Source organism: Streptomyces wedmorensis, assembly GCF_000716445.1.
Taxonomy (GTDB): Bacteria; Actinomycetota; Actinomycetes; order Streptomycetales; family Streptomycetaceae; genus Streptomyces; species Streptomyces wedmorensis.
Window position 1 is genome coordinate 1 of sequence record NZ_JNWK01000061.1, and the last position, 23,080, is coordinate 23,080.

The 23,080-nt window shown below is 71.0% G+C and carries 15 protein-coding genes and 2 pseudogenes; 12 read left to right on the forward strand and 5 right to left on the reverse strand.

Features of this window, described 5'->3' with window-relative positions:
- The 5 genes and pseudogenes from OO54_RS33915 to OO54_RS33935 all read right to left on the reverse strand — a co-directional run.
- Window positions 1-286 (reverse strand): annotated as a pseudogene (locus tag OO54_RS33915) (hypothetical protein); the annotation flags it as partial.
- A gap of 181 nt (window positions 287-467) precedes the next feature.
- The gene (gene alr / locus OO54_RS33920) at window positions 468-1,640 is read right to left on the reverse strand and encodes an alanine racemase (protein WP_033210221.1); all 1,173 of its coding nucleotides are present in this window, start codon (window positions 1,638-1,640) and stop codon (window positions 468-470) included.
- Window positions 1,641-1,773: 133 nt separating this feature from the next.
- Window positions 1,774-2,766 carry a peptidoglycan-binding protein gene (locus OO54_RS33925; protein ID WP_078905478.1) on the reverse strand — a complete coding sequence of 331 codons (993 nt, stop codon included), beginning with the start codon at window positions 2,764-2,766 and terminating at the stop codon, window positions 1,774-1,776.
- Window positions 2,767-2,946: 180 nt separating this feature from the next.
- Window positions 2,947-4,482 (reverse strand): PucR family transcriptional regulator, encoded by a 1,536-nt coding sequence (locus OO54_RS33930; RefSeq protein WP_063738357.1) that lies wholly within the window; start codon window positions 4,480-4,482, stop codon window positions 2,947-2,949.
- 595 nt (window positions 4,483-5,077) lie between these two features.
- Window positions 5,078-6,232: pseudogene (locus OO54_RS33935) on the reverse strand (glycoside hydrolase family 10-like protein); the annotation flags it as partial.
- A gap of 541 nt (window positions 6,233-6,773) precedes the next feature.
- Here OO54_RS33935 and OO54_RS33940 point away from each other — a divergent pair.
- The 12 genes from OO54_RS33940 (at window position 6,774) to lysA (ending at window position 22,987) form a co-directional block, all read left to right on the forward strand.
- Window positions 6,774-8,405, forward strand: a complete 1,632-nt coding sequence (locus OO54_RS33940) for a peptide ABC transporter substrate-binding protein (protein WP_078905480.1) — start codon at window positions 6,774-6,776, stop codon at window positions 8,403-8,405.
- Between the two features lie 72 nt (window positions 8,406-8,477).
- Window positions 8,478-9,404: an ABC transporter permease gene (locus OO54_RS33945; RefSeq protein WP_033210227.1), complete on the forward strand. Its 927-nt coding sequence runs from the start codon at window positions 8,478-8,480 to the stop codon at window positions 9,402-9,404.
- The gene (locus tag OO54_RS33950) at window positions 9,397-10,335 is read left to right on the forward strand and encodes an ABC transporter permease (RefSeq protein ID WP_033210230.1); all 939 of its coding nucleotides are present in this window, start codon (window positions 9,397-9,399) and stop codon (window positions 10,333-10,335) included. The genes OO54_RS33945 and OO54_RS33950 overlap by 8 nt, the downstream gene beginning before the upstream one ends.
- Window positions 10,336-10,341: 6 nt before the next feature.
- Window positions 10,342-11,346, forward strand: coding sequence for an ABC transporter ATP-binding protein (locus OO54_RS33955; protein ID WP_033210233.1), 1,005 nt, complete (start codon window positions 10,342-10,344; stop codon window positions 11,344-11,346).
- The gene (locus OO54_RS33960; RefSeq protein WP_200146777.1) at window positions 11,330-12,343 is read left to right on the forward strand and encodes an ABC transporter ATP-binding protein; all 1,014 of its coding nucleotides are present in this window, start codon (window positions 11,330-11,332) and stop codon (window positions 12,341-12,343) included. Before OO54_RS33955 ends, OO54_RS33960 begins: the two co-directional genes overlap by 17 nt.
- Window positions 12,340-14,328: an N-acetylmuramoyl-L-alanine amidase gene (locus tag OO54_RS33965; protein WP_051787471.1), complete on the forward strand. Its 1,989-nt coding sequence runs from the start codon at window positions 12,340-12,342 to the stop codon at window positions 14,326-14,328. Before OO54_RS33960 ends, OO54_RS33965 begins: the two co-directional genes overlap by 4 nt.
- Window positions 14,329-14,533: 205 nt before the next feature.
- A complete protein-coding gene (locus tag OO54_RS33970; RefSeq protein WP_051787477.1) occupies window positions 14,534-15,706 on the forward strand; it encodes a C39 family peptidase in 1,173 nt (390 codons plus the stop codon).
- A gap of 700 nt (window positions 15,707-16,406) precedes the next feature.
- Window positions 16,407-18,452: an alpha/beta hydrolase family protein gene (locus OO54_RS48410; RefSeq protein ID WP_063738358.1), complete on the forward strand. Its 2,046-nt coding sequence runs from the start codon at window positions 16,407-16,409 to the stop codon at window positions 18,450-18,452.
- Window positions 18,453-18,520: 68 nt separating this feature from the next.
- Window positions 18,521-19,411 (forward strand): S66 peptidase family protein, encoded by an 891-nt coding sequence (locus tag OO54_RS47750; protein WP_245236741.1) that lies wholly within the window; start codon window positions 18,521-18,523, stop codon window positions 19,409-19,411.
- Complete coding sequence (locus tag OO54_RS33985) at window positions 19,408-20,271, forward strand: M55 family metallopeptidase (RefSeq protein WP_033210236.1); 864 nt, start codon at window positions 19,408-19,410, stop codon at window positions 20,269-20,271. The genes OO54_RS47750 and OO54_RS33985 overlap by 4 nt, the downstream gene beginning before the upstream one ends.
- Before the next feature lie 47 nt (window positions 20,272-20,318).
- A complete protein-coding gene (locus OO54_RS33990; RefSeq protein ID WP_051787482.1) occupies window positions 20,319-21,659 on the forward strand; it encodes a M20/M25/M40 family metallo-hydrolase in 1,341 nt (446 codons plus the stop codon).
- Window positions 21,656-22,987, forward strand: coding sequence for a diaminopimelate decarboxylase (gene lysA / locus OO54_RS33995; RefSeq protein WP_051787484.1), 1,332 nt, complete (start codon window positions 21,656-21,658; stop codon window positions 22,985-22,987). Before OO54_RS33990 ends, lysA begins: the two co-directional genes overlap by 4 nt.
- The last annotated feature ends 93 nt before the right edge of the window (window positions 22,988-23,080 follow it).

Here is a 23,080-nt window from a genome sequence, read left to right on the forward strand (position 1 = left end):
CGGTGATGTTGAGGGCGCAGCCGCTGGCGCTCTTGAGGGTCTGGGCGCCCTGGGCGGTGGCGAGGTTGAGCTGCTCGAAGGACGTGCAGGTGGAGTTGTTCCGGTCGGAACAGTTTCCGGAGGACGACCAGGTGATCCCGGAAGCGCTGAACATCGACGTGGCGGTGGCGTGGCTGATCTTGGTGACGGCGTGGGCGTCGGTGGCGGCGGACAGGGCGCCGAAGCCGGGGGCGAACAGCGCGCCGGTGACGAGTGCCAGTGCGGTCATGACGGACCGGATCCTCATGCTTCATCTCCTGGGTGAGAGGTGGGTGGAAAGGGCCTTCGGCGCGGATGCCGCACATGAAGGACAGATGGGGGCCTGGCGAACCTGGCGAGGTGAGGGCACTGCCTGTGGGCCGTGGTGCCGTACAGGGAGGGGCGCGAACGTGGGCGGTGGGGATGGTGGGAGGGCGCCTTGCCCAGGGTCAGGGCGTAGGGCGTTCGTCTCCGTCGTTCGCGTAGACGCGCGGAACGCGCGTCCCGATCCGAGTGACGATTTCGTACACGAGGGTGCCGGCCGCCTCCGCCCAGTCCTGGGCCGTCGGTTCGCCCCGGCTGCCCTGCCCGAACAGGACGGCTTGCGTGCCCGGCTCCGGTTCGTCGCCGCCGAGGTCGACCATGAACTGGTCCATGGCGACCTGTCCGGCCACCCGGCGGACGCCGTCCCCGACGAGGACGGGCCCGCGACCCGAGGCGTGCCGGGGGATCCCGTCCGCGTACCCGAGGGGGACCAGCCCGATGGTCGTTTCGTCCTCGGTGACGTAGCGCTGTCCGTACGAGACGCCGTGGCCGCCCGGCAGGCGCTTCACCAGGGCCAGGCTCGCTTTCAGCGACATCACGGGTCGCAGGCCGAGTCGGGCCGGGGTGCCGATCTCGGGGCTCGGTGAGAGGCCGTACAGGGAGATTCCCGTCCGGACCAGGTCGAAGTGGGCCTCGGGGAGGGTGAGGGTCGCCGGCGAGTTGGCGATGTGCCGGACCTCGGGCTCGACCCCTGCTTTCTCCGCGTGCTCGACCATCGAGCGGAAGACGTCCACTTGCGTGGCGTTCAGGGGGTGGCCGGGTACGTCCGCGCAGGCCAGGTGCGACCAGAGGCCCGTGACCTCCACCAGGCCGTCCTTCTGCGCGTCCAGGGCCGCGCCGACGAGCCGGGGCCAATCGGCGGGCGGGCAGCCGTTGCGGCCCAGCCCCGTGTCCGCCTTGAGCTGGACGCGGGCGGTCTTCCCGGTGGACCGAGCGGCCGTGCGTACCTCGTCGAGGGCCCACATGTCGCTCACCGACATGTCGAGTCCGGCCTCGATGCCCCGGTCCCACGGATCGCCGGGGGTCCACAGCCAGCACAGGACCGGCACGTCGGTGATGCCGGCGGCCCGCAGCGCGAGTGCCTCGTGAGGCGTTGCCGTGCCCAACCAGGAGGCGCCCGCGGCGAGCGCCGCTCGGGCACAGCGGACGGCGCCGTGACCGTAGCCGTCGGCTTTGACCACTGCCATCAGCTGGACGTGGGGGGCGACGCGGGCGCGCAGCGCTCGGACGTTGTGCCGCAGCGCACCGAGGTCGATCTCCGCGGTGGCCCGGCGGGGTGGTGAGGGTTCCGTCGTCACTGACTCTTCCTTCAGGAGGCGTCCGGTGTGGACACGCCGAGGACGTGTCGGCAAGCGGACGTCCGGTACCCGCCCGGCCTGTCGGGGGCGGGGAGCAGGTGGGGCGCTCGCTTCCCCGCGGTCGTCCGCGGGGTCAGGAGGTGCAGCCGGAGGACGGAAGGATCCACGGGGACGGCGGAGCGAGACCGTCGTACAGGGCGATCAGCAGCTGCTGGGGGCAGACGGACGCGCCCTGCCGGAAGATGCCGAAGTGGAGGTGGGGGCCGGTGGAGTTGCCGGTGTTGCCGGTGCGGGCGACCAGCTGACCGGCGGTCACCCTGGTCCCGTCGGCCACGCTGCGGCTGTCGAGGTGGCAGTACTGGTAAACGATGCCGTCATCGCCGTCGATCGCCACGCCCAGACCGCAGGAGTCGTCGAGTCCGCCGTTGAGACGGGCGGTGCCGGAGGTGATGGCGTAGGCAGGGGTTCCGGTCTCGACCGCCATGTCGCCGGCCGGGTAGTCGTGGTGGGGCCACAGGAGGCTTTCGCGACCGTCGAAGACAGCCGTGCGGGGGATGATGAAGGCGTAGGTGCCCAGGGGGCCGGATCCGGGCGGTGAGCCGAGCAGGTGCTGCCAGGTCGTGGCGCCCACGGTCGTTCCACCGGTGAGCTGGTGCTGCGCCTTGTAGTCCTGGACGGCGTTGCTCGTCAGCTCCCCGAAGACTCCGTCGGCGACGATGGCGTATCCGTGCTTGCGGAGTTGGAACTGCAGGGCGCGAACGGCGTTCACCTGGGTGGAGCCGGGAGCCACGGAGACCACCAGCCTGCTCCAGGTGGCCGGCCCGACGATCCCGTCGGCCGCGAGCCCCTGGCTCTGCTGGTAGGAGATCACGGCGCTTCTGGTCTGTGCGTCGAACTCGGCGTTGGCCGTGACGCTTCCTCCCTGCTGGCGCAGGAGGAACTGCAGGCCGGCGACGTCGTTTCCGGTGGCCCCCTTCTGCAGCACGGGCCAGTTCGGAAGGGCCGCGTGGGCCGGGACCGCGGACAGCAACCCGAGGAGCAGCACCGAGACGAGCGCGGTGACCACTGCTCGCGTGCCTCGGGGAGGGGAACTGTGCGTGGCGGAGACGGCGGATGCTGAGACCATGGGCGGTCCTCTCTGCTCGTACGGTTGCCGACCTCGGTGACCTCGGGGGAGACGGGCCCCAGGAGGACGGGACAACGTGGCCGCTCACGGGGAGCGTGGCCGGCAGGCGTACGGTAAGAACCGGACCGACTGTCTTGAAATGGACGGGATGTCGATCCGTCCGCAGGGTGCTTGGACTGTTTAACCCTGGGTGGGAACGGTGTTCTTGTATCTCTGCTGATGGGGGAGGGGTGTTCCCACCGCGCGTGCCGTCAGCGCCAGCCAGAGGTCGACCCGGTCCTCGGCCCGATCCTGCTGTCGTCCCGTCAGTCTGGCCACCTTCTCGATGCGGTTCTGGACGGTGTGCCGGTGCAGTCCGAGCAGGGAGGAGGTCTCGGCCCAGGAGCCGTTCGTCTCGAGCCAGACCCGAAGGGTTTCGACGAGCTCCCCGCCGGGGTCGGCCGCGTCGAGGGGGGCCAGTACCGTGTCGGCGAAGGCCGCCAGCGTCGCGGGACTTCCGAGACTGAGCAGGAGCCTGACGGAACCGGCTTCGGACGCGCTGACGGGACGCCCCAGTTCGGCACTGGAGGACAGGAGGGCGATCGCCTGTCGCATGGAAAGGGCCGCGTGCTGGGGGGCGACCGCCGGGCCGATCCCCGCCGGCCGGCCCGGTGCGAAGCGGCGGAGCACGGCCGACGTGTCCAGATCCTCCGAGACGACCATCTCGACCCTGCCGCCGGTCACGCGGGCCAGTCCTCCCGGCACCGCCAGGGCGAGGTCCGCCGCGAGTTCGACCGGCTCGCCGGCGGCGAGCACCGCCACGGCCCGGATGGTGGAGGAGGGGACGCCGGCGGTCTGCAGCAGGCCCCGGGCCTGCTCGGCCGTGATGTCGCTCTGGAAGAGCCGGGCGAGGAGGGCCGCACGACGACGGCGTTGCGGCTCGTCCGCCAGATGGCGCCGCTCCAGTTCGACCGAGAGCAGGGACACCAGGACGCTGATGAGCAATCGCGCTTCCGGCGAGTCCGCGTTCAGGAGGATGAGGAAGCCGCGCAGCCTGGTGGTGCCCAGAGGCTGCACCACCAGCCTTCCGCACGGCAGGTCGGCGCCACCGCTTCCCCGCAGGCCGTGCAGGGCGACGGTCTCGATCACCGGGGCGGCGTTGGTCAGGAGCTCTTGTCCGTCGGTCCCGGCCGAGCTGATCAGGCGGCCTGAGGCATCGCAGACGGCGACGCCCGAGTGCACTGCCTGGAACCAGGACGAGAGCAGCCCCGTCAATCCGTCGCTGGAGGCCGCCGCGGAAGACAGGCGACGTTGGGTGCGAAGGGTTTTCTCCAGCAGGCGCCGTTCCTCGGCCGCGCGGGCCGCGAACACGGCTTTGGTGATGGAGGCGAAGGCGACGCTCGGCGGCGCCGCGAGCACGGGCATGCCGGCCTGCTCTGCCTGGTGGCTCAAGGCGGGCGGCACCGTCTGCAGGGGGAGGCCGGGGCCCACTCCCACGATGAGGGCGGCTGCCTTGCCGGCGCTGAGCTCTTCGACGTACGCCGCGTAGTCGCTCTCGTCGGCCGACAACAGCAGGCCGCTGGTCATCACCACTTCGGAGCCCTCGAGCCAGGAGGCGGGGCGGGTGTTCTCGGTGGCGTGCGCTGCCTCGATGACCCGGCCGAGGCCCGTACTCCCGGCCACCAGGCGGAGCCGAAGGGAGGGAATGGCCAACAGGTCGCGAACGGTGAGGGGCATGGGACGCATGGTCCACGAAGCGGTCCCGCCTGTCGACCGTATGTCCAGGGCCGGTTCGAAGATCGTCCGTGACGGCGCACCGGCATGCCCACCCGGCAGGGGCTGCGTCCGCGGGGGCCTTCTGAGGCGGTACGCGGGCGGGCGGGACGCGGACGGCGGCGCTGCTGGGGGGCCAAGGCCGCGGAGTGCACGGCGAGGGCCAGGCGTCACCGACCGCCCCTGGCCCAGGGACGGTCGGTGCTGACCGGAGAGGTCAGTGCGAGGGGCGTGACAGCTTGCCTTGACGCTGGACGCGGTCCACGGCTGCCACCGCGTACCAGCATCCCGCCGGAGCCTCGGCATCGCGGTAAGTGGTCCGTCTTCCCCCGGGGATCACCGCGATGGGGGTGGCGCGTCCGGCCTGGGGACGGTGGCCGGGGTCAGTCGGGAAGCGGTACACCGCGTAACGGAAAGGGCTGTGATCGCTGCCTTGCGCACCTGCGGAGATGTGCAGGACGGCAGCGCCGACGGAGGATTCCCGCTGGACCTTCACGACCGGCCTGAGCGGGCCGGGCCGCGTGTCCAAGCGGGTCGGGAGCGGGCCCAGAACGGGTTCCCGCCAGTGGGCCAGCCGCATGGCGGCGAAGTCTCCCACGCGGTCCGCCCGGACGTCCTTGGCGCTGAAGAACAGGTCACCACCGATCTCGGGAAGCGTGGCGTTCAGCGTCAGGTGGCGTGTGAGCTCCTTGCCGTCCTGCCAGGGCGCCGGCTGGCCGGCCGTCCCGGACTTGTAGACCGCCTGCCCGATCCACAGCTCGGTGTCCGTGTCCCTGACCACCTCGGCCCACCACGGCGCGAGGACGGCGTAGTCGGCAACCGGCAGTCCGATGTGCCAGTACACCTGGGGCGCGACGTAGTCGAGCCAACCCCGTTGCACCCAGCCCCGGGTGTCCGCGTGCAGGCCGTCGTAGGACTGGAAGGCGGCGGTTCGCGACCCGCGTGGATCCGTGGTGGCATTGCGCCAGACGCCGAAGGGACTGATGCCGAAGAGCGCGTTCGGCCTGACCGCGCGTACGGCGTCCCGCATCTCACGAACCATGAGGTCCACATTGGCGCGGCGCCACGCGGCCTTGTCCGCGTGGCCCGCCCCGTGGACCCGGAACGTCTCCTCGTCGGGGAAGTCCGAACCCGCCACCGGATACGGGTAGAAGTAGTCGTCGAAGTGGACGCCGTCGATGTCGTACCGCCGGACGGCGTCGAGCATGGCTTCTTGGCAGAAGCGCCGGGCGTCCGGCACGCCGGGGTCGTAGTAGAGCTTGCCGCCGTAGGAACGGATCCACTCCGGATGCGCGCGGGCCGGATGCCGGGGGTCCAGCCGGGACGGGTCGGCCTGCATCGAAACCCGGTAGGGGTTGAACCACCCGTGGAACGCGAGGCCCCGCTGGTGTGCCGTCTCGATCATGAACGCCAGCGGGTCGTACCCCGGATCCTGTCCCTGCGTACCGGTGAGCCACTGCGACCAGGGTTCGAGGGGCGAGGGCCAGAAGGCGTCGGCCGTCGGCCGGATCTGCACGAACAGGGCGTTGAACCCCAGGGCGAGGGCGTCGTCGGCCAGCCTCACGAACTCCGCGCGTTGTGCGGCGGGGTCCAGGCCGGTGCGTGACGGCCAGTCGATGTTGACCACGGAGGCGATCCACACCCCCCGCATCTGCCGCCCGATGGAAGGGACGGAGGGCGTGGCGGCATGAGCCGCGGCAGGGGGGAGTGCCGCAGCGCAGCCGGCCGCCGCGAGGGCTGCGAGCACCGCTCGGCGGTCGAGGGCGGGACGGAGCGATGAACCGATGGAGTCTTTCGACGGCACGGCTGCCTCCGGGGGGCAAGTGGCTTCGGCCTGTGAGAGAGGGACGGTGCTGGACCGGGTGTCGTGGGCGTCCAGAAGGTGGGGCAAGAAGCGCGCAGCCCTCCGCGGCAAGTAACAGGCGTAAGCCTGGCTGTTAGAAGGCTTCATATGTATCGTCTGTTTCGTCCTTCAGGAGTGTCGCGGCGCGATCGCAGGCCCCTTGTCGAGCACGCGGTGCGTGTCGTGCCTCCAGCGATCGAACGCCGGGTGGGCGTGACAGTCGCCGCGCACGGCCATGCTCCGCCCCGACGGCCGGGAGCCGGTAACGACCCGATGTCCACTGTGCTGGAGGGAGCTTGGACATTCCGTCGATCGTCTGCCCGTCGGCCGGATACCTACGGTGTCGCCCCGGCCCCACTCCACGAGCCGTCCGTCAGCTGCCCCGCTCGGGGCGGCGAACCGCCTTCCCGAAATGAGCACAGCGCACATGAACACCGCCCGCTCCACCGTCCTGGCGGCATCGGTCGCCCTCACCCTCACCCTGGTCGCCACGGCCTGCGGACCGGCAGAGTCGACGAAGGCGAACAACGCGTCCGACAAGCCCGGCGGCACCTACTCGGTAGCGCTGACGGAGCCCGACCACCTCCTGCCGGGTCGGACCACCAGCAGCTACTCCCTGCAGGTCCTGCAGGGACTCTTCGACCCGCCTGCCTCGCTCGACCCGAAGGACGGCACCGTCAAGCCGCTGGCCGCCCTCTCCTGGCTCACCGAGGACAACGTCGTCTGGACCGTCAAATTCAGATCAGGCACCACCTTCCACAACGGCGAGAAGGTCACGGCCGCCAGTTTCGCGGACGCGTGGAACGCCGCCGCCTACGGGCCGAACGGCTGGGACAGCAACTACTACTTCGCCCAGATCAAGGGATACGACGCGCTCAACCCGACGGAAGAGGGCGCCAAGCCGACCGCCCGGACCCTGTCGGGGCTCAAGGTCGTCGACGAGACGACCCTGCAGGTCACCCTGAAGGCCCCCTTCGGCCAGTTCCCCATGCTGCTGTCCTTCCCCGCTTTCGCCCCCCTCCCCAAGGCGGCCGTCGCCAAGCCGGACGCCTTCGATGTCGCGCCGATCGGCAACGGCCCCTACCAGCTCGACGGCCAGTGGGAGCGCAACCAGAAGATCAAGCTGAAGAAGTTCGCCGCCTACGGCGGACCCCGCGAAGCCATGGCCGATCGCATCGACTTCAAGATCTACACCAGCCGCGAGACCGCCTTCACCGAACTGCAGGCCGGAAACGTGGACGTCCTGACGACCGTGCCGGCCGCCAACTCGATGCAGGCCAAGCGCCTCTTCGGCGAGCGCTTCTCCATACGTCCCAGCGGAACCATGGACTACCTCGGTCTGCCCGTGAAGGACCCCCGCTTCGCGGATCCCCGGATCCGCAAGGCCATCTCCATGGCCATCGACCGCAAGGGCATCACCCAGGCCATCTACAACGGCGTCTACAAGCCCGCCACCTCGATCGTGGGCGACATGATCCCCGGATACCGTCCTGACGCGTGTGGCAAGACCTGCGCCTACGACCCTGCCGCCGCCAAGAAGCTGTTCGACGAGGCCGGCGGCTTCGACGGCCCGCTGGAGCTCTACTTCTCGAACTCCGATCCCACCTACGAGCAGTGGATGACCTCCGTCGCCAACCAGCTCAAGGACAACCTCGGCATCCAGGACGTCAAGTTCCGCAAGATGGCCCCCGCCGACCTGTCCTCACTGCTCAACGACGGCAAGAACAAAGGACCCTTCCGGCAGAACTGGGTGATCGACTACCCCAGCATCCAGAACTACCTGGACGGCCTCTACTACCCCGGCAACCGGTCGGGCTGGAGCAACCGCGAGTTCGACGCCCTCGTGGCGAAGGGCAACGCCGCCAAGGGAACCGAAGCCGTCGCGGCGTACCAGGACGCGGAGGACATCGCGCTGCGCGACCTGCCGTACATCCCGCTGTGGAACTGGCAGGACCAGTCCGCGTGGAGCGACCGGATCGGGAACGTCGTCATCGACTCCTACGCCGCCGGCCTCCACCTGGACCGCGTCACCGTCAACGACTGAGGCCGTCACCGACCCTCTGCCGGCGCTCCTTCGGGAGCGTCACGCAGACCGATTCCCTGGGGGCCGTCCGTCGTGTGGAGATTCGTCGCCCGTCGCCTGCTGCATGCCCTGCCCGTACTCCTCGGCACCACCTTCCTCATCTACACCCTCGTCTTCGTCCTGCCGGGCGACCCGATCCAGGGCCTCGCCGGCGACAAGCCCGTCCCACCGGCGGTCCTCGCCGAGCTCCACGCCCGCTACCACCTCGACGACCCGCTGTGGACGCAGTACGCGCACTACCTCGCCGGCCTCCTCACGGGGGACCTCGGAACCACCTTCACCGGCCGTGACGTGTCGGACCTGCTCGCCGACCGCTGGGCCGTCACCCTGCAGCTCGGCCTGACCGCCTGGGTGCTGGAGCTCGTCCTCGGCATGGCCCTCGGCGTGTGGGCAGGCCTGCGCAAAGGAAAGTGGGACGACAGCGCGGTGCTCTTCGGCACCACGCTGATCATCTCCGTCCCCGTCTTCGTGGTCGGGTACCTGGCCCAGCTCGTCTTCGGTGTGCGGCTCGGCTGGCTGCCGGTGGCGGGCACCGAGGGCGGCTGGCCCCTCGCCTTCCTCCTGCCCGGTCTCGTCCTGGCCTCCTTCGGGCTCGCCTACGTCGCCCGGCTGACGCGCAGTTCCCTCATCGAGAACCTCCGGGCCGACTACGTGCGCACCGCCCATTCGAAGGGGCTGAGCCGACGGCGCGTCGTGGTCAAACACACCCTGCGCAACTCCCTCATCCCGGTGGTCACCTTCCTCGGGCTGGAGCTGGGCGGTCTCATGGCCGGCGCCATCGTCACCGAGTACATCTTCAACCTGCCGGGCGTCGGCCAGCAGCTCTTCCAGTCCATCCAGCTCCGGGAAGGCCCTGTCGTCGTGGGCACCACCACGGCCCTCGTGCTCGTCTTCCTGCTCGCCAACCTGCTCGTGGACCTGCTCTACGGGCTGCTCGACCCGAGGATCCGTCATGACTGAGACCACCAGGACCCTGGAGGCCACGAGCGGCGCGGCCGAGGACACAGCCTCCGACACGACGCCCCCGCCGTCGCGGCAACGGGCCTCCCTCGGCAAGGACGCGTGGTTCGAACTACGACGGCGCCCCACGGTATGGGCCGCCCTGATCACCCTGCTCCTCATGACGGCCATGGCCCTGACGCCCGGCGCGTTCACGTCGCTGCTCACCGAAGCCGGAGACCGGTGCGACCTGGCCGACTCCAAGCTCGGCCCCTCCGCCGGCCACCCCTTCGGGTTCGACCTGCAAGGGTGCGACTACCTCGCCCAGGTCATCCGCGGAACCCGGCCCTCGCTGCTGGCCGGCCTCGCGGTCACCGCGGCCTCCCTGCTCATCGCCGTCGTCCTCGGCCTCCTGTGCGGCTTCTACGGAGGCCGGCTCGACGCACTCGTCTCCCGGATCACCGACATCTTCTTCGGCCTGCCCTTCGTGCTCGGAGCGACCGTCATCCTGGTCGCCTTCCCCGACCACGGTCTCGGCGCCATGATCCTGGTCCTCACCGTGCTGGGCTGGACGACCATGACACGCATCATGCGCTCCCAGGTCATCGCGCTGGCCGACGCCGACTACGTGAGAGCCGCCCGCATGCTCGGGGCACGGCCCGTGCGCCTCATGCTGCGTCACATCCTCCCCAACGCCGTCACCCCCGTCATCGTCGTCGCCATGCTCAACGTCGGAGCGGTCATCTCGGGCGAAGCGACGCTCGACTTCCTCGGAGTGGGCCTGCAGTACCCCCAAGTCTCCTGGGGACTGCAGCTGAACGCGGCACAGGCCTTCGTCCTCGACCATCCCCACCTGCTCCTCTTCCCGGCTCTCTTCCTGTCCGCGACCGTCCTGAGCTTCATCCTCCTCGGGGACGCCCTGCGCGACGCCTTCGACCCCCGGCTGAAATGAGCGCCCATGTCCGCCGACACCCCTCCGCTCCTGGAGGTCGACGACCTCTGCGTCGAATTCCGCACCCGACGCGGCACCATCCGCGCGGTGAACGGTCTGTCCTACACGCTCCACGAAGGCGAGACCCTGGCGCTGCTGGGCGAATCCGGATCCGGCAAGTCCGTCGCCGCGCAGGCCGTCATGGGGCTGCTCGACACCCCGCCGGCACACATCACCCGCGGCTCCGTCCGGCTCCGCGGCGAGGACCTGCTCTCCATGCCACCGGAGCACCGCCGGGCAGCGCGGGGCACACGCGTCTCCATGATCTTCCAGGACGCGCTCACCGCGCTCAATCCCGTCCTGACGGTGGGCGACCAACTGTCCGAGATGTTCAGGGTGCACCGCGGAGAGGGGCGCAAAGCGGCGCTCGCCCGGGCCGTCGCGCTCATGGACCGCGTCCGCATCCCGGCCGCCGCCCGCAGGGTCCACGACTACCCCCACCAGTTCTCCGGCGGCATGCGACAGCGCGTCATGATCGCGATGGCGCTCGCCCTGGACCCGGAAGTCGTCATCGCCGACGAACCCACCACCGCCCTCGACGTCACCGTCCAGGCCCAGATCATGCGGCTGCTCAAACAGCTCCAGGACGAAACCCGCATGGGCCTGCTGCTGATCACCCACGACCTCGGCGTCGTCGCGCAGGCCGCCGACCGCATCACCGTGATGTACGCCGGCCGCACCGTGGAGTCCGCGGGGGCGGAAGACCTCTACACCCGACCCGGCCACCCCTACACCCGGGGCCTCCTCGATTCGGTCCCCCGACTGGACCGCATGGGCAAGCCGCTCGTCCCCATCAACGGCGCCCCGCCGCTGCCCTCCTCCGTTCCCACCGGATGCGCCTTCCACCCCCGCTGCCCCCGCGCCGAGCCGCGCTGCGGCAGAGAAGCACCTCCCTACCACACCCTTTCGACCGCAGGACATCGCAGTGCCTGCCACTTCGCCGAAGAGGTTCACCGTGCCCCCGTTGGCTGAGGCCGCTCCGCCCCTCCTCCAGGCGACAGCGCTCACCCGTCACTTTCCGATCACGGAAGGCGTCCTGCTGAAACGCCGCACAGGAGCGGTCAGAGCGGTCGACGGCGTCGACCTGACCGTTCACCCGGCGGAGACGCTGGGCATCGTCGGCGAATCCGGGTGCGGCAAGTCGACCCTGGCCTCCCTCCTGATGGCCCTCGACCGTCCCACCTCGGGCAGCGTCGTGATCGACGGGCAGGATCCGTTCTCCCTGTCCTCCCGGGAACTCCGCACGGTCCGCCGCCGCGTCCAGATGGTGCTGCAGGACCCGTACACCTCCCTCAACCCGCGGATGACCGCCGGGCAGATCGTCGGAGAACCGTTCGCCATCCACCCCGAAGCCGTCCGCAAGGCCGACCGCGGGCGCCGTGTGGACGAACTCCTCGAAACGGTCGGCCTGGACCCCACCCACCGGGACCGCTACCCGCACCAGTTCTCCGGCGGACAGCGCCAGCGTCTCGGAATCGCACGCGCACTGGCCCTCGGGCCACGGCTGTTGCTGTGCGACGAGCCGGTGTCTGCCCTCGACGTCTCCGTCCAGGCACAGGTCCTCAACCTGCTGCAGGAACTCCGCCGCGATCTCCGCCTCGCCTGCGTGTTCATCTCGCACGACCTCGCGGTCGTACAGCACCTCTGCGACCGGATCGCGGTGATGTACCTGGGGAAGATCGTGGAGACCGGAACCCGGGAGCAGATCTACACGACCCCCCGCCACCCCTACACCCGCGCGCTCCTGGCCGCGGCACCCGTTCCGGACCCGAGACGCCGCGCGGCCGACGACGAGCACCTCCTGGAAGGGGACCTCCCTTCCCCGGCCTCGCCACCGTCCGGCTGTCGCTTCCGCACCCGCTGCCCCCACGCGCGCGAACAGTGCCTGGTGGAACCGGAACTGCGCACGCGTGACGGAGCCGATCACCCCACAGCCTGCCATTTCCCCATCACGAGGAGGAACGCATGACAAGACCCGTCCCGCGTCGACGAGTGGCCGGCGCAGCAGCCGTCGTGACGGTCCTGATGACCGCGGCACTCGCCACGCCCCCCGCGCAGGCGCGGTCGTCCGTGCCCACCGAGCGCGACACCGGCGCCGGGAAGTCGTCCCGCGCCGAACTCTTCCGCGAGGCCGGCGAGCGCCACCACGTGCCCGAGACGGTCCTGCTCGCGGTCTCGTACCTCCAGAGCCGATGGGACGACCACCGCGGCGCGCCCAGCGTCGACGCGGGCTTCGGCCCCATGCACCTGACCGACGCCCGGGCGGCGCTCGCCGAGACGCACCACCACTCGAGTGGTCACGAGGACCCACGGGGCGACGCGTCCCGGCCGCCCCTCGTACACCGTGAAGCGCCCGTCGACCAGGAACGGCTCCCCGCCTCACTGGAGACCCTGGGCCGGGCGGCGGCACTCACGGGACTGCCCGCCGGCCGCCTCCGCACCGACCCCGCGGCCAACATCGAGGGCGGCGCCGCGCTCCTTGCGGACCACCAGCGGTCCGCGGGACTGCCCCTGAGCGCCGACCCGGCCCAGTGGTACGCGGCGGTCGCCGCCTACTCGGGCGCCGGCGAGACGGGCGCGGCCCGCCGATTCGCCGACGACGTCTTCTCGCTGATCAACGCCGGAGAGTCGCGCCGCACCGACGACGGGACCGTCGTCACCCTTTCCCCCGTGCCCGTCCGGCCGGAGACCCGGCAGCTGGAAAGGCTCGGACTGAAGGCCACCGTGCCGGGCGCCGAGTGCCCCCGCGACCTGGGCTGTGACTGGACGCCGGCCCCGTACCGGATGCTCTCCGCGGAGCCGGGCGACTTCGGAAACCACGACCTCTCGGACCGCCCGCACAACCAGGCGATCGACTACATCGTCATCCATGACACCGAAGCCACCTGGGACACGACCCTCAAGCTGGTCCAAGACCCGACCTACGTGTCCTGGCACTACAGTCTCCGTTCCGCGGACGGCCACATCGCCAACCACCTGCGGGCCGAGGACGTCGGCTGGCACGCCGGCAACTGGTACGTGAACTCCAAGTCCATCGGTCTCGAACACGAGGGCTTCCTGGCCGAGGGCGGCCAGTGGTACACCGAAGCCATGTACCGGACGTCCGCCCGCCTCGTCCGCCATCTCGCCAAGACGTACGACGTCCCCCTGGACCGGGCCCACGTCATCGGCCACGACAACGTGCCGGGCACCGTGCCCGCCAACGTCGCCGGCATGCACCAGGACCCCGGCCCCTACTGGGACTGGGACCACTACTTCGACCTCCTGGGAAAGCCGTTCAAGGCCCACGGAAAGCCCACCTCGCCCCTGGTGACCATCCGCCCCGACTACGACTCGAACACGGAGCCGTACTACTGCGGAGCGACCCCGGCCGACCTCTGCCCGGTGCACGGTTCCGCCTCCATCACGCTGCGCAGCGAACCCCGTGACGACGCCCCGCTGGTCACCGACGTCGGCATCCGGCCGTCCCCCGGCACCTGGTCCGTCTACAACCACGCCGCGCGCGTGAGCACCGGGCAGAAGTACGTGGTGGCCGAGCACCGCGGCGACTGGACGGCCCTGTGGTACCTGGGACAGAAGGGTTGGTTCGAGAACGACCCCCGCCACCCGATGACGCTGCCCTCCAAGGGGCTGGTGGCGCGGCTGCGCCCCGGACTCGACGGCGCGCCGCTCTACGGCCGCGCCTACCCGGAGCCCGCCGCGTATCCCGCCGGCATTCCCGTCCAGCCCCTGGTGCCGCTGCAGTACACCCTCCGCCCGGGACAGTTCTACAGCGTCGGCCAGACGGTCAACGGCGAGTACTACCACTCCAAGACCTTCGAGCTCGCCGGCCACACCGTGGTCCGCGGCGCACTCAAGTACCACCAGGTGCAGTTCGGCCACCGCATCATGTTCGTCAAGGCGGACGACGTCGTCCTGACATCCGCCGCCGGACTGCCCCGCGTACCGAAGTAGGGCCTGATCCCTGAGACAGGCCCTGACCGTAGGCGGCATCCGGAGCGGCCTGGAACTCCTCATCGGGAAGTCCAGGCCGCTACCATGTGGGGCCCGCCCGCCACCAGCGACAGGCAGGGTCGTACCGGAGCTACGAGAGAGCGGCAGGCAGACCGTGACAGGCGAGAATCCTGGGCGAACGAACGACCCATTCAAGCCCCAGGCGGTGCTGCACCGCTGGTCAGAGGCACGTCACTTCTCCGACGCCACCTTCAAGGGCACGGCCTGGGTGGACGGGGCCCTGCGCCTGGAGAACGTCGGAGGGCAAGAGGCCTTCGTGGACCAGCACGGCCACGCCACCCTGGAATGGGATTACGCGACCTGCTCCACCGGCTGGCGTGAGCTGCCCTTCCCCGCCGAGGAGCTCATCCCCTCGTGGACGGCGCTCACCCCGGCGGGAACCCGGCTGATGGTGAGGCTCCGCGTACGCGACGCGCAGGGAGACACCTCCCCCTGGTACGTCATGGCGCACTGGACATCGGACGACGACGTGGTGCACCGCACCACCGTGCCCGGCCAGTCCGACCCCTTCGGCACGGCCGACGTCGACGTCTTCGTGGCGTCTCCCGGCCGACCCGTGCGCGCCTACGAACTCGAGGTCCGGCTGGCGCGCACCCGAGGCGCCTCCGAAGGACCCGTCGTGCAGGCCCTCTGCCTCGCCGCCTCGTCGACGCCTCCCGACCACCGCCAAGCGGTCAGCGCACCGGCCGGGGCATGGGGCAAGGTCCTCGACGTACCGCGCCGCTCGCAGGAAGTGCACACCGGCCACAGTCCGCAATGGGACGGAGGTGGAGAGGCGTGGTCGGCCCCCACCTGCACGGCGATGCTGGTCGAGTACTTCGGCCACGGCCCGGGCGATGACGAAACGGCGTGGATCGATCCCGCCGACACCGCCCCCCAGGTCGACTTCACGGCCCGCGCCGTGTACGACTACGCCTACAAGGGATGCGGCAACTGGGCCTTCAACGCCGCCTATCCCGCCCGCTACGGACTCAGGGGCCTGGTCACGCGTCTCCGTTCGCTGAGCGAGCTCGAACGCTTCATCTGCGCGGGCATTCCGATCGCCACGGCCCAGAGCTTCCGCATCGGCGAACTGGCGGGCGCGGGATACTCGCCGGCCGGCAGCATCAAGATCGTCTGTGGGTTCACGGACGACGGGGACGTCGTCGTCAACGACCCGCTCTCCGCCACCGACGAAGACGTACGAAGGGTCTACCCGCGCGGGGAGTTCGAACGAGTGTGGCTGTCGGCGTCCGGCGGCGGGGGAGTGGTCTACCTCCTGCACCCGCCCGAACTGCCCCTCCCCGCACCCGTGCCCGGTCTGGACCCCAACTGGTGACGCGTAAGGCACTTCCGGCCCCCGCCCCCTGGAACCGCTTGGCGGAGCGGACCGGCGCCCCAGGGCGAAGCACGGCACCGTGCTTCGCCCTGGGGCGCCGGTCGTCACGGGCCCGGTGCTCCCGAAGCCGCGACTCCCTCCTCCGCCTTACGGGGTGACCCCTCTCCCCGGACGGGCCGTGCCGCCCTCCGGAGCAAAGGCCGCGCCCCGAACGGGCCTTGCCTCCAGGACGGTCCCGAGGACCGACGAAACGTCGTGTGCCTCGTTCCGGGCCGGGACCTTTTGTTGATCGCTCGACCCCGCACCGCCTCTCTAACGTGTGGGTCATGAGAACGGCCCCGCCGCACGACCGCGGTTCGCGTGACGGCACGGTGCACCTCTGCCCGCCGCCATGAGGCACCCGGCGCCCGCGCGTCGGACACGCCCACGCGCAGGCCCGACGCGCCCCGGCCAGGGGCAGGCCCCGCTCGCCCGAACGACCCCCGCGGCCGGCAGCCGCCCGGACGTCCCCGCACGTACCCCCGCACGTGTGCTCCCTCGGCCCTGAGACCCGACCAGCGAAATGCCCGGCGCCCCCGGTTCGCTCGGCACCAGAAGGAACACACCGCCCACCGGCCCGGATCGTGTCCGATCCCGGCCACGAACCCTCCGTGACCGATCTTCGCGACGCCCATGAGCATGGGCACAAGGCGGTAACCCGATGAGTCACCCTTCCGCCGCCCGGACCACGCCGAGTGCTTTCCGGGCCTGGCCCTCCCCCATCACCGCCGCGGCCGTCGCCCGCCAGGACGGCACGCCCGGCTGGGTCTCCCTGGTCGGCGACGAAGTCTGGTGGGACGAACCGCGGCCCCACGAGGCCGGGCGCCGCTGCGTCGTACGCGCCAGACCGGACGGCGAGGTCGAGGACGTGCTCCCGGCCGGCTTCGACGCCCGGAACGGCCTTCACGAGTACGGCGGCCGGAGCTGGCGCCCTACCGGCGACGGTCTCGTCTTCACCCACTGGCACGACCAGCGCCTCTACGTCCACTGCCCGGACGGTCCCGACGCGCCCCGGCCCCTGACGCCCACGCGCAAGAACGTCACCTACGGCGATCTCTACCTTCCCCCGTCGCGCGATGAGGTCTGGGCGGTCCGCGAGACCCGTCTCGGCGGAGTGTGCGACGTCGAACGGGCCCTCGTGGCCGTCTCCCTCAGCACGGGCACCGAACGAACGATCGCCGCGACCCACCGGTTCATGACGTGCCCCCGCATGTCACCGGACGGCCGGCACCTGTCCTGGATCGGATGGAACCATCCGAACATGCCCTGGGACGGCACGGAGTTGTGCGTCGCGCCCTTGCGGGCCGACGGGACGGCCGGCGTCCACGCCCTCAGGGCGGGCGGTCCGAGGGAGTCCGTGGTCCAGGCCGAATGGAGGGACGCCGACAGCCTCTGGGCGGTCACCGACCCCGACGGCTGGTGGAACCTGCACCTCGTGCCCGCCCGGGGAGGCCCCGCACGGCCCGTCGCCGCCGCCGAGGAGGAGTTCGGCGGCGCCCTGTGGAAACCGGGCACCTCATGGTTCGCTCCCCTTCCCGACGGACGCGCGGTGGCCATCAACGGAACAGGCGCGGGACGACGGATCTCCCTGGTCGATCCGGACGCCGGACCCGGAACGCCCGCACTGACACATCTCGACCTGCCCTACACCGACTTCGTCCAGAGCATCGACGCCGACGCCGGCCGCCTGGTCGCGGCCGGAGCCGCCACGACCCTTCCCTACGCGGTCTTCACCGCCGCGGTCCCCGCCACCGGAGCCGTACCCGACCACGAGGTGAGGATCGTCTCCGGCTCGTTCGTCCCGGACGTCGACCCGGCCTGGCTGCCCCGCCCCACGGCACGCACCTTCCCGGCCGGCGCGACCGGGTCCGCCCGCGGCCGGACCGGCACCGACGACCTCCTGGTGCACGCCCACACCTACCCACCCGCCCACCCCCACCACACCACCCCCGACGGGGAACGCCCGCCCTGGGTGATCTTCGTGCACGGCGGTCCCACGGGCGACTACCCGATGGTGTACGACCTCGAGATCGCCTACTTCACCAGCCGTGGCATCGGAGTCGCGACCGTCGACTACGGCGGGGCCGTCGGCTACGGCCGCGCCTACCGGGAGCGCCTGAACGGCGCCTGGGGCATCGTCGACGTCCAGGACTGCGTGACCGTCGCGTGGGCCCTGGTCGCCGAAGGGCTCGCGGACCCCGACCGACTGGCGATCCGGGGCGGGAGCGCGGGCGGCTGGACCGCCCTTGCCGCCCTGACGCACACGGACGCCTTCGTCGGCGCGGTCTCCTTCTACGGCATCACCGACCCCGTCAGCTGGGCGGACACCACCCATGACTTCGAGTCCCGCTACCTGGACGGCCTGATCGGCCCCCTGCCGCAAAGCGCCGCGCTCTACGAACAACGCTCCCCGGTCCTCGCGGCATCCCACGCCAGTGGGCCCGCCCTGCTGCTCCACGGACTGGAGGACGTCATCGTGGACCCCGCCCAGTCCTCTGCCATGGCCCGTGCCCTGAGAGCGGCCGGCATCCCCTACGAGCACGCGGAGTTCCCGGGCGAACGGCACGGCTGGCGGCGCGCCGAGACCATCCGGGCGGCGCTCGAGGCCGAGATCCGTTTCTACGAGCGGATCTTCACCCCTCCCGAAGGACCTGCTGCGGGCCCTGACCGACCTGTGGGCTCCCCGCTCACGGCGGACCGGTCGTGACGGCCGGCACCGCGGGCGGTGCCTCGGCGGCAGACGCCGCGAGAAGGCCACGCCTGCTCCCTCCGCTGTTGCGACCCGGTGACACCGTGGCCCTCGTCGCACCGGCCGGTCCGGTGGACGCGACGGAGGCATCCGCTGCCCGGAGCCTGTTGGAGGGCTGGGACCTCACGGTGCGCTCCACTCGCCGGCTCCTCGCCGGCAGGCTCGGCTACCTGGCGGGCTCCGACGAAGAACGCCTCCAGGACTTCACCGAGGCATGGCTCGATCCCGAGGTCCGGGGGGTCGTCTGCGCGCGGGGCGGTTACGGAACCCAGCGCATGGCGGACCGTCTCGACTACCCGCGCCTCGCCGCCGCGGGCCCCAAGTTCCTCGTCGGATCCAGCGACGTCACGTGCCTCCACCAGGCCTTGGGCGACCGGCTCGGCCTGGTCACGCTCCACGGCCCCATGCCGGCCTGCCGGCCGCTTCACGACGACGAGGAAACCGCCCGTCACCTCCACGCCGCCCTGTTCGGACCGTCCGCGCCCTCGCTTCCCCTCAAGGGGCCCGTCCTCGTTCCGGGAAGGGCCGAGGGACCCCTCACCGGGGGCAACCTCTCCATGCTCGCCTCGTCGGTCGGAACCTCCACCGCACCCGACACCGCAGGCCGCATCCTCGTCCTCGAAGACGTCGGCGAGGACCCGTACCGCCTGGACCGGGCCCTGACGCAACTCAGACGCGCCGGCGCTCTGCACCGAACCGCCGGCATCGTCCTCGGTGACTTCTTCGCCTGCGGCCCCTCGAAGCAGGTGGAGGGCGTCCTGCGTGACCGCTTGTCCGATCTGGGCGTCCCCGTGGCAACCGGACTGCCCGCCGGTCACGGACCGCGGCAGTTGACCGTTCCCCTCGGCGCGGACGCGGTACTCGAGACCGCCCGGCACCGCATCGAACTTCCCCCGCGGAAAAGGACGTCCCGATGACACGCGTACTCATCTCCGCGGACATGGAGGGCGTCACCGGCGTCACGTGCCCGGACGACGTCGAACCCGGCACCGCCTCCTGGGAACGGTTGCGGCCCCTGTTCACCGGCGACGTCAACGCCGTCGTCGACGGACTTCTCGCCGGCGGCGCCGGCGAAGTCATCGTCAACGACGCCCACTACACCCAGCGCAACCTGCTCATAGAGGCCCTCGACCCCCGCGCCCGCCTCCTCACCGGCCGCCACAAGCCGCTGGGCATGATGGAGGGGATCGACCGGGCCGACGCGGTCGTCTTCCTCGGCTACCACACCGGCGCCGGACAGCAGGGCGTCCTGTCCCACACCTATCTCGGAACCGGCCTGACCGCCTTCAGGATCGACGGCGAGCCCGCCGACGAAGGGCGCATGAACGCCTTGATCGCCGAGGAACACGGCGTGCCCGTCCTTCTGGTCACCGGCGACGACCGCACCTGCGAGGCCGCCCGGGCCTGGGCCCCGGGCGCCCGCGTCGTCGCGGTCAAGGAATGCGTCAGCCGATACGCCGCGCTGTGCCTTCCTCCCGCCCGGAGCGCCGAGCTGCTGCGCGCGCAGGCCACGGAGGCCGCCCGCGCACACGGTGCTCACACCGGGCGCCCGGACGGACGGACACGACGCGCGCGCGGCGGTCCCGCACGCCCCCACCGCTTCGAGCTCGACTTCCACGCGCCCCATCTGGCCGCCGCGGTACTCGCCGTCCCGACCGTCGAGCACAACGGCCCGCGCGGCATCGCCTTCACGGCACCCGATGCCACCACGGCGGCCAGGACCTTCAAGGTGTGCACCTCCATCGCGGGCGCCGCGATGGAGGACCACTTCGACTGACCAGGCCCCCGACCCCTCCGTCCCGACTCTCCGCGGAGACCTCCGTGATCCTCGTACCACCGCACGGTCTGCACGACGGCTTCGCCACCGACGTCGCCCGGCTGTGCTCGGACCTTCTGCGCATCGACTCGACCAACGCCGGGGACGAAACAGGACCCGGCGAGCGACAGGCCGCCGAGTACGTGGCGGAAGCCCTCGACCAGGCCGGCGTCGCCGCGACCCTCACCGAACCCAGGCCCCGCCGTACCAGCGTCCTCGCCCGGGTCGCCGGGCAGGACCCGAACCTGCCTCCACTCCTGGTGCACGGGCACCTCGACACCGTGCCCGCCGAACCCCGCGACTGGGCCAGGCACCCCCTCTCCGGCGACCTCCACCACGGCTGTCTGTGGGGCCGGGGAGCGGTGGACATGAAGGGGACCGTGGCCATGACCCTCTCCCTCGTACGCGCCTGGGCGCGCACCGGCCACCGCCCCCGACGCGACCTGGTCCTCGCGTTCCTGGCGGACGAGGAGGCCACGGGGGAACACGGGTCCCGCCACGTCGTCACGACGCACAGGGACCACTTCGCCGGGGTGGAGGAGGCGATCAGCGAATCCGGCGGGTTCTCGATCACCACACGGCCGAGGCACGCCGGGACGGACGCACGGGTGTATCCCATCGCCGTCGGAGAGCGCGGCACCGCTTGGATGCGGCTCACCGCCCGGGGCACGGCCGGTCACGGATCGGGCCCCGGACAGGACAACGCCGTCGCGGAACTCGTCCACGCCCTCTCACGGCTCACCACCCACCGGTGGCCCACCGCCGTGTCGCCGGCGGTCGGCACCCTGCTGGACACCCTCGACCGGATACTGGGCATCCGCATCGACCGCACCCGACTGGAGGAGGAAGCCGACCGCCTCGGACAGCTGGGCGAACTGTTCGACTGCACCGTCCGCAACACGACCAACCCCACCGTGCTCCGAGCCGGCCGCAAGGTGAACGTCATCCCCTCCCGCGCCCGGGCCGAGGTGGACGGCAGGTTCCTTCCCGGCGCACAAGCCACCTTCCTGGAGACCGTCGACCGGCTCCTCGGCCCCACGGTGACGAGGGAGTTCATCAACTGCGAGGAGGCGGTCGCCGCCGACCACGAAGGGCCGGCCTTCGCCGCCATGGCCGACGCCCTCCGCAGCCAGGACCCGCACGCGCATCCGGTGCCCTTCATCCAGTCCGGCGGCACCGACGCCAAAGCCTTCGCGAAGATCGGGATCAGCACCTACGGGTTCACCCCCCTCCTGCTCGACCCCCACCTGCACTACTTCGGCATGTTCCACGGAGTGGACGAACGCGTGCCCGTGTCCGGCCTCGACTTCGGAGTCCGCGTCCTCCACCGGTTTCTGACCACCTACTGAACGCCCTTCGAAGGGGAACCACCGTGCACCCTCCTCAGCACCTGTGGCCCGTCACGACCACCCACGGCACCGAAGGCATGAAGATCGGCGGCCTGCTCCTGAGCGACCTCGCCGAAGAGTTCGGCACCCCCGCCTTCGTCCTGGACGAAGAGGACTTCCGCGGGCGCTGCCGATCCTGGCGTGACGCCTTCAGCGGCCACGGCGTCTACTACGCCGGCAAGGCGTTCCTCTGCCACCAGGTCGCCACGTGGCTCAAGCAGGAGGGCCTGGGAATCGACGTGTGCTCCGCCGGCGAGCTGCGCACGGCCCAGCGCGCGGGAGTGCCAGGCGCCTCGTTGATCTTCCACGGCAACAACAAGTCGGCGGACGAACTCGCGGAGGCCGTCTCCTACGGGGTGTCGCTCATCGTCGTCGACTCCGAAGACGAGATAGCGAGGCTCTCGGCCATCGCCAAGCTCCACGGCGTGCGCCAGCGGGTCCTCATCCGCGTGACTCCGGGCGTGGAGGCACACACGCACGCCCACATCACCACCGGTACCGACGACCAGAAGTTCGGCTTCTCGCTGTCCACCGGAAGCGCCCACCGCGCGATCTCCCACGTCCTCGGCGCACCAGGACTCGAACTCGTCGGCCTGCACAGCCACCTCGGCTCGCAGATCCTGCGCCCGGACGTCTTCGAACTCGCCTCCGACCGACTCGTCGGCCTCATGGCCGACACCGCCCGCACACACGGAGTCCTGCTGCGCCGACTCGACCTGGGAGGGGGACTGGGCATCGCCTATCTTCCCGACGAGAGGCCCCTGGACGTGCGGGACCTCGCCCCGGTCGTCATCGACCGGGTCCAGAAGGCGTGCGCTGAAGCGGGCCTCCCCATGCCGCGGCTGGCCGTCGAGCCCGGGCGGGCGATCGCGGGGCCCACCACGGTGACCCTCTACACCGTGGGCACGATCAAGCGCCAGCCCGGACTGCGCACGTGGGTGTCGGTGGACGGCGGTCTGAGCGACAACATGCGTCCCGCGCTGTACGACGCCTCCTACACGGTCGTCCGCGCGGGCCGCACCACGGGAAGGGCCGCCGAGGAAACGGTCACCGTCTGCGGCCGGCACTGCGAGTCCGGAGACGTCGTCGTGCACTCCGCCCCACTCCCGGCCGACCTCGCCATCGGCGATCTTCTGGCCGTGCCCGCCTCCGGCGCCTATCACCGCTCCATGGCGAACAACTACAACTGCCAGCCGCGCCCACCCGTCATCGCCGTCCGCAACAGCACGGCACGCGTCATCGTCCGGAGGGAGACCGTCGACGACGTGCTGCGCCTCGACGTCGAGTGAGCGACCTCCGGCGGACGGAGCGCGACGACGCCGCCACCGCTCGACGGGGCATCCGGCGCCCACCCCGGTACGGCCCTCATCCCTCACGTCCGC

Excerpts from the sequence above, each read along its gene's own strand:
- OO54_RS33985 (WP_033210236.1), top strand. The coding sequence starts at position 19,408 with ATGACACGCGTACTCATCTCCGCGGACATGGAGGGCGTCACCGGCGTC.
- OO54_RS33925 (WP_078905478.1), bottom strand. The coding sequence starts at position 2,766 with ATGGTCTCAGCATCCGCCGTCTCCGCCACGCACAGTTCCCCTCCCCGA.
- OO54_RS33930 (WP_063738357.1), bottom strand. The coding sequence starts at position 4,482 with ATGCCCCTCACCGTTCGCGACCTGTTGGCCATTCCCTCCCTTCGGCTC.
- OO54_RS33955 (WP_033210233.1), top strand. The coding sequence starts at position 10,342 with ATGTCCGCCGACACCCCTCCGCTCCTGGAGGTCGACGACCTCTGCGTC.
- OO54_RS48410 (WP_063738358.1), top strand. The coding sequence starts at position 16,407 with ATGAGTCACCCTTCCGCCGCCCGGACCACGCCGAGTGCTTTCCGGGCC.
- OO54_RS33950 (WP_033210230.1), top strand. The coding sequence starts at position 9,397 with ATGACTGAGACCACCAGGACCCTGGAGGCCACGAGCGGCGCGGCCGAG.
- OO54_RS33965 (WP_051787471.1), top strand. The coding sequence starts at position 12,340 with ATGACAAGACCCGTCCCGCGTCGACGAGTGGCCGGCGCAGCAGCCGTC.
- OO54_RS33940 (WP_078905480.1), top strand. The coding sequence starts at position 6,774 with ATGAGCACAGCGCACATGAACACCGCCCGCTCCACCGTCCTGGCGGCA.